Source organism: Vibrio pacinii DSM 19139 (genome assembly GCF_000711795.1).
In the GTDB taxonomy this organism is placed as follows: domain Bacteria; phylum Pseudomonadota; class Gammaproteobacteria; order Enterobacterales; family Vibrionaceae; genus Vibrio; species Vibrio pacinii.
The window spans coordinates 174,506-187,548 of the sequence record NZ_JONH01000010.1; the positions used below are offsets into that span (position 1 = coordinate 174,506).

Genomic DNA, 13,043 nt, shown 5'->3' on the forward strand with positions numbered 1-13,043 from the left:
GTATTGATATGAAAAACATCGCTTTGCTTGTTATCTCTCTCGTTACTTTGACCGCTTGTAGCCAAGGAGTTCCTACCATGACTGACCGCACTTCAACTCCGTGTGGTAACAAACCTAACTGTGTCTCGACTGAAGATGAGCGTGAAGCGTTTTCTCTCGATGCTTTCGTCCTCACACCTAACGCAGACATCGACGCGATTGAACGCATCGCCTTACAACTGCCAGGCGCGAAAACAGCGGCTAAACAAGACAACTACATAAGAGTTGAGTGCACGTCTAAAATCATGCGTTTTGTCGATGACCTAGAGCTGCGCATCGACGATGACAAGCTAGTGGTTCGCTCAGAGTCACGTGTCGGTTACTCAGATTTTGGTGTTAACCGCAAACGTGCCGAACAGTTACGTGAAAAACTCAGCACAAACGGCCTGATTCAATAGATATAAAAAAACCGAAGCGATGGCTTCGGTTTTTTGTATCACACGTCGATTATTCCGTTTCTTCTCGGAATACCACTAAACGCTTCGGGGCAACTTTGCCATCATCGTTTAGCTCAGCAATGCCGATAAATAATCGCTCGTCACCTGATGTCATACGTAGCGTCCCTTCAGGGGCACCAAACACTTGCACTGGTTGACCGTGTTGCACTAAATCCGTCAGCTCTGCATTGAGATTTACCTCAGGTAAAGCCTCAACCGCAGTATCCATCGGCAATAATAATGGGGCGAGTAGCTCACGCGGCGCAATGCCATCACGTTCGGCTTGTTCTAGACGCTCATTTAATTGCTCTAAGGTCACCATTCTCTCGTAAGGGTAGTCAGCCACCTTAGTACGACGCAGCATAGTCACGTGAGCACCACAGCCTAGCATTTCGCCCAAATCATCAACGATAGTGCGAATGTATGTCCCTTTCGAGCAGTGTACTTCCATCTCAACTTCATCGCCTTCAAAGCGGTGCAGAACGATTTCATACACGGTGATCTTACGCGACTCGCGTGGTACTTCAATGCCTTGACGTGCATACTCGTACAAAGGCTTACCTTGGTACTTTAATGCCGAAAACATTGAAGGTATCTGATCAGATTCACCACGGAATGTTTCAATACACGTTTCGAGCTTATTTTGATCGACATCGATGGCACGTGTCTCAACCACTTCACCATCTGAATCAGACGTATTGGTGCGCTCACCAAGCTTGGCGATCACACGATAACGCTTATCTGAATCGAGTAGAAACTGAGAGAACTTTGTTGCTTCACCAAGACAAATTGGTAGCATGCCTGTCGCGAGAGGATCCAGAGCACCGGTATGACCCGCTTTCTCTGCAAAGTAAATACGTTTTACTTTTTGCAGAGCATCATTCGATGAAATGCCTGTTGGCTTATCCAAAAGGATAACGCCGTTAATTGGACGACCTTTACGACGACGAGCCATTAGTTGTCTTCCCCAGTCGATTCGTCTTCACGACCAGAGTCATGTTGTTTACGCTTATCTTCACTGACCACTTCTGAAACAAGGTTAGACATACGCATACCTTCAACCAGTGTGTTGTCGTAGTAGAAGCGAACTTCCGGCGTTAGACGTAAACGAATACGCTTACCTAGCATCATACGGATGTGAACTTCGTGTTCACGTAGCGCTTCTAGACAAGATTCAGGGGTCTGCTCACCGACACAAAGGAAAGTGACAAACACTTTGGCGTAAGCAAGATCGCGTGACACTTCCACATCAGAAATTGTCACCATACCTAGGCGAGAGTCACGGACTTCACGCTGAAGGATCATTGCTAGTTCTTTTTGCAACTGCTGCGACACACGCTGCGTGCGGCTAAATTCTTTTGACATATCTTTTCTCTTATTAGAAAGAATGGGGGGATGGTCAAAGCCAGCCCCCCATGGTGTATTCAACAACCAATTACTGCCTATCTAAAAGATAACGCAAGTAATTTTAGTCTATTAGTCAAGAGTACGTTTTATCTCAACGATTTCAAATACTTCGATTTGGTCGCCTACGCGAACATCGTTGTAGTTCTTAACGCCGATACCACATTCGTAGCCGTTCTTAACTTCTTGAACATCATCTTTAAAGCGACGAAGTGACTCAAGTTCACCTTCGTAGATAACAACGTTATCACGTAGAACACGGATAGGGTTGCTACGCTTAATTACGCCTTCAGTAACCATACAACCAGCGATTGCACCAAGCTTAGGAGACTTGAACACATCACGAACTTGAGCAAGACCAATGATCTCTTGCTTAAATTCTGGTGCTAGCATGCCGCCCATTGCTTGTTTCACTTCGTCAATCAATTGGTAAATGATTGAGTAGTAACGTAGGTCAACGTTAGCAGATTCAATCGCGCGACGCGCTGATGCATCGGCACGAACGTTAAAGCCAAGAATGATAGCGTTTGAAGCTTCAGCAAGTACCGCATCAGTTTCAGTAATACCACCAACACCAGAGCCCACGATGTTCACTTTCACTTCGTCAGTTGAAAGTTTACGTAGCGAGTCTGCGATTGCTTCAACAGAACCTTGAACGTCGGCTTTAAGTACCACATTCAGTTCAGCAACTTCACCTGCAGTCATGTTAGAGAACATGTTCTCTAGCTTAGATTTCTGCTGACGAGCCAGTTTCACATCGCGGAACTTACCTTGACGGTAGTTAGCAACTTCACGGGCTTTACGCTCATCACGGACAACGGTAGCTTCATCACCAGAAGATGGCACACCAGACAGACCGATGATTTCGACAGGGATCGAAGGACCCGCTGACGTAATTTCGTTACCGTTCTCATCGCGCATTGCACGAACACGACCATATTCTTGGCCACACAGTAAGATATCACCTTTGTTCAGCGTACCAGATTGAACCAGCACAGTTGCCACTGGACCACGACCTTTATCTAGGCGAGATTCAACAACCACACCTGAAGCCATGCCTTCTTTTACAGCCTTAAGTTCAAGAACTTCTGACTGAAGAAGGATAGTTTCTAGAAGGCCTTCAATGTTAGTACCCTGTTTCGCAGAGATGTGAACAAACATGTTCTCACCGCCCCACTCTTCAGGAATAACGTCGTATTGAGCTAGCTCATTCTTAACGTTATCTGGGTTCGCGCCTTCTTTATCAATCTTGTTCACAGCAACAATCAGAGGCACACCTGCCGCTTTCGCGTGCTGGATTGCTTCGACTGTTTGAGGCATTACGCCATCGTCTGCTGCAACAACAAGAACAACGATATCTGTCGCTTGAGCACCACGTGCACGCATTGCGGTAAACGCGGCGTGTCCCGGAGTATCAAGGAAAGTGATCATGCCGTTGTCAGTTTCAACGTGGTATGCACCAATGTGCTGGGTAATGCCGCCCGCTTCACCTGAAGCAACGTGTGCTTTACGGATGTAGTCAAGCGTCGACGTTTTACCGTGGTCAACGTGACCCATGATAGTAACAACCGGTGCGCGACTTTCAGCCAAAGCATCGTTATCACGATCAGCAAGTACCGCTTCTTCAAGTTCGTTCTCTTTACGTAGAACAACCTTGTGACCCATTTCTTCAGCAACAAGCGCTGCTGTTTCTTGGTCAATAACTTGGTTGATGGTCGCCATTGCGCCCATCTTCATCATTACTTTGATGACTTCAGTGCCTTTGACTGACATTTTGCTCGCCAGTTCAGAAACAACGATCGTTTCACCAATGACAACGTCAGACTTAGCTACCGTTGCTGTCTTATCAAAACCGTGCTGCATCGATGTTGGCTTAGCCAATTTGCCTTTATTATTACGGCCACGACCACCACGTTGGTTACGACCACTGCGGTTTTGATCATCAGCAGGCTTTTTCTTCTTCTTGCGACGACCGCTTTCTTCTTTACGGTCTGCAGCATCTTCTGCTTCACGGGCATAAGTAGAAGTCGTGATGTGATAGTCAGAGTTTTCTAACTCTTTCTTCTTCTTCTCTTCTTCTGTCCAGCGAGCTTCGTTTTCTTCAGCAAGCTTACGAGCTTCTTCAACAAGCTTAGCGGCTTCTTCTTCCGCTTTGCGTTGCGCTTCTTCTTCCTGACGACGCTTCAATTCGTCAGCTTCTTTCTTCGCTTGCGTATTCACGTCTGCGTTTTTTGCATTCATTTCTTTCTTAGCCTTATCAGCTTGTACGCGTTTGGCCTTCTCTTCAGCTTCACGTTTTGCATCCGCTTCTCGCTTCACTTTTTCTTCGGCCTCGCGTTGTGCTTTCTCTGCAGCTTCGCGTTTTGCTTGCTCTTCAGCTTCACGCTTCGCAAGCTCCTCCGCTTCACGATTTGCTGCTTCCTCAGCCTCACGTTTCGCGTCGTCTTCGATGATGCTGCGCTTCACATAAGTGCGCTTTTTGCGTACTTCTACTTGAACATCCTTACTCTTGCCGCCACCAGCATTTACGCTTAGTGTGCTGCGAGTCTTACGCTGTAGTGTCAAACGAGATGGCTCAGTTTCACCTGACGTGTCACCGTGCTCTTTTTTAAGGTGAGTCAAAAGCTTCTGTTTTTCATCATCAGAAACTTGGTCACCACTCGCTTTGTTCATACCAGCGTCAGCAAGTTGTTCAATTAAGCGGTCCACTGGCGTTCCAATTTCTTCACTCAGTGCCTTAACAGTAATTTGTGTCATGCCGCTTCCTCCCCTGCTGAATTATGCGTCTTCGCCGAACCAACAAATGTTACGAGCTGCCATAATTAGCTCACCCGCACGTTCTTCGGTCAGACCTTCAATACCTTCTAAATCATCAATACCCTGATCAGCTAGGTCTTCTAGTGTTCTCACACCTTTAGCTGCCAGTTTGAATGCCATCTCACGCTCAAGGCCTTCGAGGCCAAGTAGGTCTTCAGCAGGCTCTACGCCTTCGAAAGATTCTTCTTGCGCTAGCGCTAGAGTGGTTAGTGCATTCTTAGCACGATTACGTAGTTCTTCGATGAGATCTTCATCTAGACCGTCAACTTCAAGTAACTCGCTTACTGGTACGTAAGCCACTTCTTCTAGAGTAGAGAAACCTTCTTCAACTAATAGCTGAGCAAAGTCTTCTTCAATATCTAGGTGCTTCATGAAGTTTTCAATTGCAGCTTGAGACTCTTCTGCGTGTTTCTTGTGCAGGTCTTCAACTGTCATTACGTTAAGTTCCCAACCGGTAAGTTGAGACGCAAGACGAACGTTCTGGCCATTACGACCAATCGCTTGCGCTAAGTTATCTGCTTCAACCGCGATATCCATTGAGTGAGCATCTTCATCAACGATGATAGAAGCCACATCGGCAGGCGCCATTGCATTGATAACAAATTGTGCTGGATTATCATTCCAAAGAACGATATCGATACGCTCACCACCAAGCTCACCAGACACGGCTTGTACACGTGCACCACGCATACCTACACATGCGCCGACAGGGTCGATACGCTTATCGTTTGTTTTCACGGCGATTTTCGCGCGAGAACCTGGATCACGTGCCGCACCTTTCATTTCGATGATTTCTTCAGCGATTTCTGGTACTTCAACACGGAATAGTTCAGCTAGCATCTCTGGCTTAGAGCGAGTGATAAACAGCTGGAAGCCACGCGCATCTGGCGCTACTTTATAAAGTAGACCACGAACACGGTCGCCTGGACGGAAGTTTTCACGTGGAAGTTGGTCATCACGTAGGATAACGGCCTCGGCATTGTTGCCAAGATCCAGAACCACAGTTTCACGATTTACTTTCTTAACCACACCAGTAACAAGCTCGCCTTCGTTGTCAATAAACTGCTCAACGATTTGCGCGCGCTCTGCTTCACGTACTTTCTGTACGATCACTTGTTTCGCGGTTTGAGTGGTAATACGGTCAAACGTTACTGACTCGATATCATCTTCAACGTAATCACCAAGCTGCATTTCTGGATCTTCATACTGCGCAGCTTCGATTGAAATTTCTTTAGTTGGATGTTCAACTTCTTCAACCACTAACCAACGACGGAAAGTTTCAAACTCACCGGTTTTGCGGTCAATTTCAACACGGACATCGATTTCCATCTCGTGTTTTTTCTTAGTAGAAGTTGCAAGTGCAATTTCAAGGGCTTCAAATATACGCTCACGAGGCACCGCTTTCTCGTTCGATACCGCCTCTACTACCGCTAAAATTTCTTTACTCATTTTAAATAGCCTCTAAGACTTTAATTAAAATTTAGGGATCAGGTTAGCTTTTGAAATATTACTGAGCGCGAACTCTTCTTGGTTACCTTCAACGATAACAGAAATAGTTTCGCCATCGACTGAGTGGATAGTACCTTTCCACTTACGACGATTGGCCACAGCCATTTTCAAAACGATACTTACCTCGTGACCAATAAATTGCTCATAGTGTGCTGTTTTAAAAAGTGGTCTTTCTAGACCTGGTGAAGAAACTTCAAGGTTGTAAGCCACCGTGATTGGATCTTCGACATCCATAACCGCACTCACTTGGCGGCTAACTTCTGCACAATCATCAACGTTAATACCGTTTTCGTGATCGATAAAGATACGTAACGTTGAATGCTCGCCTGCGCGAATAAATTCTAACCCAACTAACTCATAACCTGATGCCGCTACAGGAGCTTCAAGCATTTCAGTAAGTTGTCTTTCTAAACCAGTCATTTAAACCACTCCAGAAACAAAAAAAGGGCTCAGAGCCCAATTTAAATTCCAAGCAAAACTCTAAATCACCAAATATGGAAATTTAGATAACAAAAAACCCCGAAAAGTCGGGGTTTTTTGTTGCTGGACCCTGATGTGTTAAGTGATAAATTTCCACTTAACTCGCAGTAGCAATACTGCGCAAACTTGCCTAATCCTGAAAAGGATTGGTTGCGGGGGCCGGATTTGAACCGACGACCTTCGGGTTATGAGCCCGACGAGCTACCAAACTGCTCCACCCCGCGTCCGACTTGTCGAGCATTATACGCTCTCGAAGATGTTTTACAAGTTTGTAAATCAATGGTGCCGAGAGAGGGACTCGAACCCTCACACCAAAGGCACTAGCACCTCATGCTAGCGTGTCTACCAATTTCACCATCTCGGCAGCTAATTCTATTTCAGCTAGAAAATAGCTTATTGAGGAATTTCGTCACCCTTAGGGGCTGGAACTTCACTCGCAACATCATCAGCTTGTTGGATAATTTGACCTTGCGTTGGGTCAATCCACTGAGATTCAGTTTTGTGTGTAGACATATTGCCTAGCACTAAGCTGATAATGAAAAATGCTGTTGCAAAAACTGCAGTCATTCGGGTTAGAAAATTACCTGAGCCGCCTGCGCCAAACACTGTGTTTGATGCGCCTGCACCGAATGAGGCTCCCATATCTGCGCCTTTACCTTGTTGAATCAGCACTAGGCCGATTACACCAACCGCTGCCAACAGGTAAATCACAAGTAGAACTGTAAACATAATTTCCACCTATGTTCCAAATTGTTGAGCCAGCGCCGCTCGAAAACTCACTTTTCATCAAGCTTTCAGAACAAGGCTAGCGACCTCCTTTCCGAAGGCCGAGCAATACTAACCAAACACAGTTGCAGTGACAAGCGGATTTTTGCAAAAAAATACCTCTTAGGCACCGAACGGTCAAAAAAAGGACAAAAAGCCACGCTTGGCGTTGGATTCGGCGTCTATTACTTACAGCTCGGTGAATTCTGGGCTGTACTCAATACAACCTGAACGACCAGTAAACTCACCGTCCACTAATGGCAGAACCTGAAATACGCCCGGCGGCACTTCCCATTGACAGTGCATTTGATGCGCTTCACTGGCAACAAAGCCAAAACGCGCATAATAATCAGGGGATCCGAGAACCACGCAGGCAGGATAGCCAAACTCAAGTAAAGAGGTCAGCCCCTCTTTGACGATTTGCTCTGCAATGCCTTGATTGCGATAGTCTGGATGAACCGCAAGCGGCGCTAATCCCTGCCAATTGAGGTCTTCACCATTCAATGTCACAGGACTAAACATGACATAGCCGACCACATCACCTTCATCACTACAAGCGACAAATGATAGCGTACGGCGACCATTCTCCCTTAGCTTCATCACTAAGTTTGCTTCCGCTTTGGTTTCAAAAGCATGTTTTAATAAACGATCGACGCCAAGAATGTCTGCGGGGGCTTCAGTTCGAATAAGCATTAATAACCTCTTTTTGTGTTACTGGCGATTGTAAGCCTTTTTGCACAAAGTCGGCTAGTTGATTTAATACACTTTGTAACGCTGTCGGTAGCGACTCCAAATCGACACTGTCCATGAGGTTCTTCACCTCTAGCCCCAACTCTGTATCTCCCTCGATAGTAAGACGACGTTGAAAAAACAGTGTATCCGGGTCTTCTTTGCGCCCAGCAATCAACACTAAGTCGTTAAGATTAGCGCTGAACAGCACATCTTCAGCAACCGGAGTGTCTGCAACAAGCAGTTTTTCATCTTGATAACTGATCAACCAACTCAATTGCAGATCTCTAATCTCAACTTTTAACCACTTTCCAGCTAAAAATTCAAAGTCCCCCTCTTCTAACGCCTCTTTGAATACCATCTTCAACCCTTCAAGCAAGGCTTTTTTTTGTACAAATTGCGGCAATAAGTGGACTGGGGATCGCAAAATTGATGCGGCATTTTGAACTAGTTGAGTGCGAATCTTGTTAATCACGCGAGTTATCCGTTATTTTGATGTCTGTAATGTCTTATCATAAAGCATGTTTGCTCGCCGATTCCTGTCATTTATCAAAAAAGAGACACGCGCCCTTAGCGCTTTAAACTCGGGGCAAGGACAGTTATAGTGTTGACAACACCTACAAATTTTTTTGTATAAATGCTTTGCTCTTTGGAGAGTCGGACCCCCTTGATGCTATCGCAACAATTACAGCACTGGTTTACAAAAATAACGGCCAATAGCCCGTTCTTTTTCGCCGTTTTGGACAACCAGCATAACTATGCCGTGGTTAACGGACGCTATTGCGATATCGCTGGACTGACTGCGACAGAGCTCGTCGGTATGAATGACGCCCAAATTATGGGTCAGCAATTTTACGATAATCTCAAGCCCTACTATCAAAGAGCGTTCAAAGGTGAGTCTATTGAGGCCGAGATGACTCTCGGTGATTTAAATTTAGAAACCAGCCTTCACTTCAACGTTTCGCCTGTCGACATCGACGGCAAAATCGAGCACATCATCTTTCACGCCATCGATACCTCTGAAAAGCAGATCCTGATCCGCTCGTTAGACGAGGCTGAGGGCAAGTTCTCAACCTTAACGTCGTTACTTCCGGAAGGGATTTTATTGGTCGAGGACGATTGCGTCATCTCAGTCAACCCATCGGCCCTGCGACTGTTAGGTCTTGAATCTGCACAAGATGTTTTAGGTGAAAGCCTGTCACGTCTGTTTATCGATGAGAAAACCAAAACCGTTTTTTCTGAGTCTCTGACCAACAGTTTATGCGAAGCGCCATTGGTGTGTTTAACCAGTCCTCGTTGTGGCTTTGAACGTAAAGTTCAGTTAATGGCTGACGCTACCATGCTCCTCGGTAGTGACTCGCAATTGGTGCTGATTCAAGACGCCGAAACGACGCCCAAAACCTTGCGCGTCAACAATCAAGAAGATGCCCATGTAGATTCCCTTACCGGGCTCTATAATCGCTTTGGTTTCACTAAACGTCTTGAGCAGATGATCCACAATGAAACCCCGCTCATCATGCTCTACTTGGACATTGATAACTTCAAAAACATCAATGACTCCTTGGGCCACCATATTGGTGATAAGGTCATTAAAGAGGTCTCTTCTCGTCTTAAACGTCTTCTACCGCAACAAGCGGTATTAGGGCATTTAGGAGGCGATGAGTTTGGTATTATTCTACCTGAACCCGAGAATAACCGCATGGCAGAGATACTGTCTGAGCGGATCATCTCACTGATTAATCAGCCTTTTGACCTTCACCATTTTAGTAAACGTCTTGCCTGCTCGATTGGTAGCGTGGCGTATCCTGGTGATGGCAATGATGCGCGCATCTTGCTGCAAAACGCCGATACCGCCATGTACGAAGCCAAAGATCGCGGCCGAAATCGTTTGATTAAATTTAACGATCAAATGAATAAAGAAGCGCGCATGCGGCTTTGGTTAGAAATCGAACTACAAAAAGCGCTACAGCAAAATGGGCTTGAAGTGTGGTATCAACCTAAGGTTAATGCTCGCGATTTCAGCATTAATGGTGCTGAAGCCTTGATTCGCTGGAAGCATCCGATTGAAGGCTATATCAGCCCAGGCGCTTTTATTCCTGTTGCCGAGCGTGCAGGCTTGATTGAACACCTTGGCCGTGTGGTAATGCGTGATGTATTTACCACCGTTAAGCGTTGGAAGCTGCAAGGTATTCTGCCCGGCCGCGTTGCGATTAACTTGTCTCCTGAGCAATTTGGCAATCCCAAGCTTATCGATTACATGGAAAAGCTGTTACGCACCACCGAGCTTGACCCTAGCTGCATCACTTTCGAACTCACCGAAAGTGCGGTTATGAGTGATAGCGATCACACGCTGCAGATGCTCAATGCGATTAAAAAACTCGGTTTTGCTCTGTCTATCGACGACTTCGGCACTGGTTACTCTTCTCTCTCTTATTTAGCTCGCTTCCCACTTGATGAGCTAAAAATCGACCGCGCTTTTATCTCAGACATCGACACACTGCCCAAGCAGATCACCGTCATCGAAAACATCATCAATTTAGGTAAATCGCTTAATTTGACCGTTGTCGCAGAAGGGGTAGAAACACAACAGCAAGCGACCCTGCTTTCAAATCTGAACTGTAACTCCATTCAGGGTTTCCACTTCCATCGCCCTCAACCACGTCAGGAAGTAGAAGAGCTATTTGCGCAAAATCGTCGCCACAAGAGCTAACCTTTTTAGAAATTGCTCAACAAACTCACTCAAACCTGCCTCACATCAAATCTGCCATTCATATATCTTCATAAAATGCTCTGCACTTTATAAGAGACTGTATTGGTAACAGCAATGGAACTCCTATGCCCAGCAGGCAACTTACCTGCGTTGAAAACTGCCATTGATTGTGGCGCAGATGCGGTATATATCGGCTTCAAAGACGATACCAATGCGCGTCACTTTGCCGGCTTAAACTTTACCGGTAAAAAGCTTGAGAAAGCAGTGCAGTATGTTCATGACCACCAAAAAAAAATTCACGTGGCACTCAATACCTTTGCCCATCCGCATGGCTTTGAACGTTGGACAGATGCGGTTGATCGCGCAGCCAGCAGTGGCGTCGATGCGTTAATTGTCGCAGATATTGCGATGCTCGATTATGCGGCGCGTAAATACCCACAGTTGGAACTGCATCTCTCTGTGCAAGCTTCTGCAACCAATGTTGCCGCTATCGATTTCTATCAGCAAAACTTCAACGTTAAACGCGTTGTCTTGCCACGTGTGTTGTCTATCCATCAAGTCAAACAACTGTCACGTAATATCACCAGTGATGTCGAACTTGAAGTCTTTGCCTTTGGCAGTTTATGTATTATGTCGGAGGGGCGCTGCTACCTTTCTTCTTACATGACGGGTGAATCACCCAACACCGTCGGCGCTTGCTCTCCGGCCAAATATGTTCGCTGGCAAGAAACCGAACAAGGTTTAGAGTCGCGTTTGAACAATATTCTTATTGATCGTTACCGTGATGGTGAGAACGCTGGCTACCCAACGCTGTGTAAAGGCCGCTTTACGAGCGATATTAGTGGACCAAATCACGCTTATCATGCCCTTGAAGAGCCAACGAGTCTTAACACGCTCTCTATGTTACCTGAGCTATTTGCCGCTAACGTTGCGTCGGTAAAAATCGAAGGCCGCCAACGCAGCCCTGCCTATGTTGAGCAGGTCACACGCACTTGGCGTGAAGCGATAGATCGTTACCAAGCCAACCCTGAAGCTTATCAAGTTGAAGCGAAATGGGATGCCGCACTCGCTAATGTCTCTGAGGGAACTCAAACAACTCTCGGCGCTTATCATCGTAAATGGCAGTAGAGCTTCAGTTGTGGAGAATAGTATGGAAAATCGTATGAAATATGCATTGGGGCCACTGCTCTACTTTTGGCCAAAACAACAAGTTGAGGCTTTCTACCATCAAGCGCAGTCGAGTAGCGCTGACATTATCTACCTTGGCGAAAGTGTCTGCTCGAAACGCCGTGCAATCAAGCCCGCTGATTGGTTTGAGATGGCCAAACAACTCAGTGCCACTGGCAAACAAGTGGTACTTTCTACCATGGCACTGCTCGAAGCGCCAAGTGAAGTCAATGTGATGAAGAAGTACATTGATAATGGTGATTTTGCGATTGAAGCGAACGATGTCGCTGCGATTCAGTTGGCCAGCGAACGAAAAGTGCCTTTCGTGGTCGGCCCGGCAGTAAATGCTTACAATGCCCATACCCTCAAGCTGTTTCTCAAACAGGGCATGACTCGTTGGTGTATGCCCGTTGAACTGTCGCGCGAATGGCTCAGTAACGTATTGATCCAATGTGATGACATCGGCATCAAAAACCAGTTTGAAGTTGAAGTGTTTAGCCATGGCTATTTGCCGCTGGCGTATTCGGCACGCTGCTTTACTGCTCGGGCCGAAAACAAAGCCAAAGATGACTGCGAAACCTGCTGTATTAAGTATCCAACTGGGATTTCCGTTAGCAGTCAAGAAGGGCAAGAGGTGTTTAATCTCAACGGCATTCAAACTCAATCGGGTTACTGCTATAACCTAGTCAATGACTTAGCGAGTATGGATCAACTGGTTGATGTGGTGCGCTTAAGTCCATTAGGCATCGAAACTCTGGCTCAAGTTGATCAGTTCCGTGCCAATGAACAAGGCTTAGCGCCACAAAAGATCGCCAGTCGTCAGTGCAACGGCTATTGGCATCAACTTGCTGGTTTAGAAATGAAAAACATCTAAAGTTAGTGATCATGAAGTGGATGAGGTACACCGCCTCATCCCTTTTTGTCAGTCGTGTCCAATCTTTGTGGAAAGGTTGACCATCGCTCCGATGATCTCATCTTATCCGTGT

At 46.2% G+C, this 13,043-nt stretch carries 12 protein-coding genes and 2 tRNA genes; 4 read left to right on the forward strand and 10 right to left on the reverse strand.

Annotated features, from left to right (window positions below; genetic code table 11):
* Window positions 1–8: 8 nt before the first annotated feature.
* Window positions 9–437 carry a DUF1499 domain-containing protein gene (locus BS19_RS06675; protein ID WP_038174181.1) on the forward strand — a complete coding sequence of 143 codons (429 nt, stop codon included), beginning with the start codon at window positions 9–11 and terminating at the stop codon, window positions 435–437.
* 49 nt (window positions 438–486) lie between these two features.
* Here the strand turns inward: BS19_RS06675 and truB are convergent, their stop codons facing one another.
* The 10 genes from truB to ubiT form a co-directional block, all read right to left on the reverse strand.
* A complete protein-coding gene (truB, locus tag BS19_RS06680) occupies window positions 487–1,431 on the reverse strand; it encodes a tRNA pseudouridine(55) synthase TruB (RefSeq protein WP_038174182.1) in 945 nt (314 codons plus the stop codon).
* Entirely contained in the window at window positions 1,431–1,841 is a 411-nt protein-coding gene (gene rbfA / locus BS19_RS06685) for a 30S ribosome-binding factor RbfA (RefSeq protein WP_038174183.1), read from the reverse strand. The genes truB and rbfA overlap by 1 nt, the downstream gene beginning before the upstream one ends.
* 111 nt (window positions 1,842–1,952) lie before the next feature.
* Complete coding sequence (gene infB, locus BS19_RS06690) at window positions 1,953–4,637, reverse strand: translation initiation factor IF-2 (protein ID WP_038174185.1); 2,685 nt, start codon at window positions 4,635–4,637, stop codon at window positions 1,953–1,955.
* Window positions 4,638–4,658: 21 nt separating this feature from the next.
* Window positions 4,659–6,146 carry a transcription termination factor NusA gene (nusA, locus tag BS19_RS06695; protein WP_038174186.1) on the reverse strand — a complete coding sequence of 496 codons (1,488 nt, stop codon included), beginning with the start codon at window positions 6,144–6,146 and terminating at the stop codon, window positions 4,659–4,661.
* A gap of 24 nt (window positions 6,147–6,170) precedes the next feature.
* Complete coding sequence (gene rimP, locus BS19_RS06700; RefSeq protein ID WP_038174187.1) at window positions 6,171–6,626, reverse strand: ribosome maturation factor RimP; 456 nt, start codon at window positions 6,624–6,626, stop codon at window positions 6,171–6,173.
* A 207-nt stretch (window positions 6,627–6,833) separates the two neighbouring features.
* A tRNA-Met gene (locus tag BS19_RS06705) sits at window positions 6,834–6,910 on the reverse strand.
* 56 nt (window positions 6,911–6,966) lie between these two features.
* Window positions 6,967–7,050, reverse strand: a tRNA-Leu gene (locus BS19_RS06710).
* Window positions 7,051–7,079: 29 nt separating this feature from the next.
* On the reverse strand, window positions 7,080–7,415 hold the full coding sequence (gene secG / locus BS19_RS06715; protein ID WP_038174188.1) for a preprotein translocase subunit SecG: 336 nt from the start codon (window positions 7,413–7,415) through the stop codon (window positions 7,080–7,082).
* 225 nt (window positions 7,416–7,640) lie between these two features.
* On the reverse strand, window positions 7,641–8,144 hold the full coding sequence (locus tag BS19_RS06720) for a GNAT family N-acetyltransferase (RefSeq protein ID WP_038174190.1): 504 nt from the start codon (window positions 8,142–8,144) through the stop codon (window positions 7,641–7,643).
* Window positions 8,128–8,655, reverse strand: a complete 528-nt coding sequence (ubiT, locus tag BS19_RS06725; RefSeq protein ID WP_038174193.1) for a ubiquinone anaerobic biosynthesis accessory factor UbiT — start codon at window positions 8,653–8,655, stop codon at window positions 8,128–8,130. Before ubiT ends, BS19_RS06720 begins: the two co-directional genes overlap by 17 nt.
* 195 nt (window positions 8,656–8,850) lie before the next feature.
* Between ubiT and BS19_RS06730 the strand changes: the two genes are divergently transcribed.
* The 3 genes from BS19_RS06730 to BS19_RS06740 all read left to right on the forward strand — a co-directional run bounded on the left by BS19_RS06730 (window position 8,851) and on the right by BS19_RS06740 (window position 12,931).
* Entirely contained in the window at window positions 8,851–10,890 is a 2,040-nt protein-coding gene (locus tag BS19_RS06730) for a sensor domain-containing protein (RefSeq protein WP_038174195.1), read from the forward strand.
* 114 nt (window positions 10,891–11,004) lie between these two features.
* A complete protein-coding gene (gene ubiU, locus BS19_RS06735) occupies window positions 11,005–12,018 on the forward strand; it encodes a ubiquinone anaerobic biosynthesis protein UbiU (RefSeq protein WP_038174197.1) in 1,014 nt (337 codons plus the stop codon).
* 34 nt (window positions 12,019–12,052) lie between these two features.
* Window positions 12,053–12,931, forward strand: a complete 879-nt coding sequence (locus BS19_RS06740) for a U32 family peptidase (RefSeq protein ID WP_038174289.1) — start codon at window positions 12,053–12,055, stop codon at window positions 12,929–12,931.
* Window positions 12,932–13,043: the final 112 nt, after the last annotated feature.

Coding starts and splice junctions, on each gene's coding strand:
- ubiU (WP_038174197.1), top strand. CDS start 11,005: ATGGAACTCCTATGCCCAGCAGGCAACTTACCTGCGTTGAAAACTGCC.
- BS19_RS06720 (WP_038174190.1), bottom strand. CDS start 8,144: ATGCTTATTCGAACTGAAGCCCCCGCAGACATTCTTGGCGTCGATCGT.
- BS19_RS06740 (WP_038174289.1), top strand. CDS start 12,053: ATGAAATATGCATTGGGGCCACTGCTCTACTTTTGGCCAAAACAACAA.
- infB (WP_038174185.1), bottom strand. CDS start 4,637: ATGACACAAATTACTGTTAAGGCACTGAGTGAAGAAATTGGAACGCCA.
- BS19_RS06730 (WP_038174195.1), top strand. CDS start 8,851: ATGCTATCGCAACAATTACAGCACTGGTTTACAAAAATAACGGCCAAT.
- rimP (WP_038174187.1), bottom strand. CDS start 6,626: ATGACTGGTTTAGAAAGACAACTTACTGAAATGCTTGAAGCTCCTGTA.
- rbfA (WP_038174183.1), bottom strand. CDS start 1,841: ATGTCAAAAGAATTTAGCCGCACGCAGCGTGTGTCGCAGCAGTTGCAA.
- secG (WP_038174188.1), bottom strand. CDS start 7,415: ATGTTTACAGTTCTACTTGTGATTTACCTGTTGGCAGCGGTTGGTGTA.
- nusA (WP_038174186.1), bottom strand. CDS start 6,146: ATGAGTAAAGAAATTTTAGCGGTAGTAGAGGCGGTATCGAACGAGAAA.
- truB (WP_038174182.1), bottom strand. CDS start 1,431: ATGGCTCGTCGTCGTAAAGGTCGTCCAATTAACGGCGTTATCCTTTTG.
- BS19_RS06675 (WP_038174181.1), top strand. CDS start 9: ATGAAAAACATCGCTTTGCTTGTTATCTCTCTCGTTACTTTGACCGCT.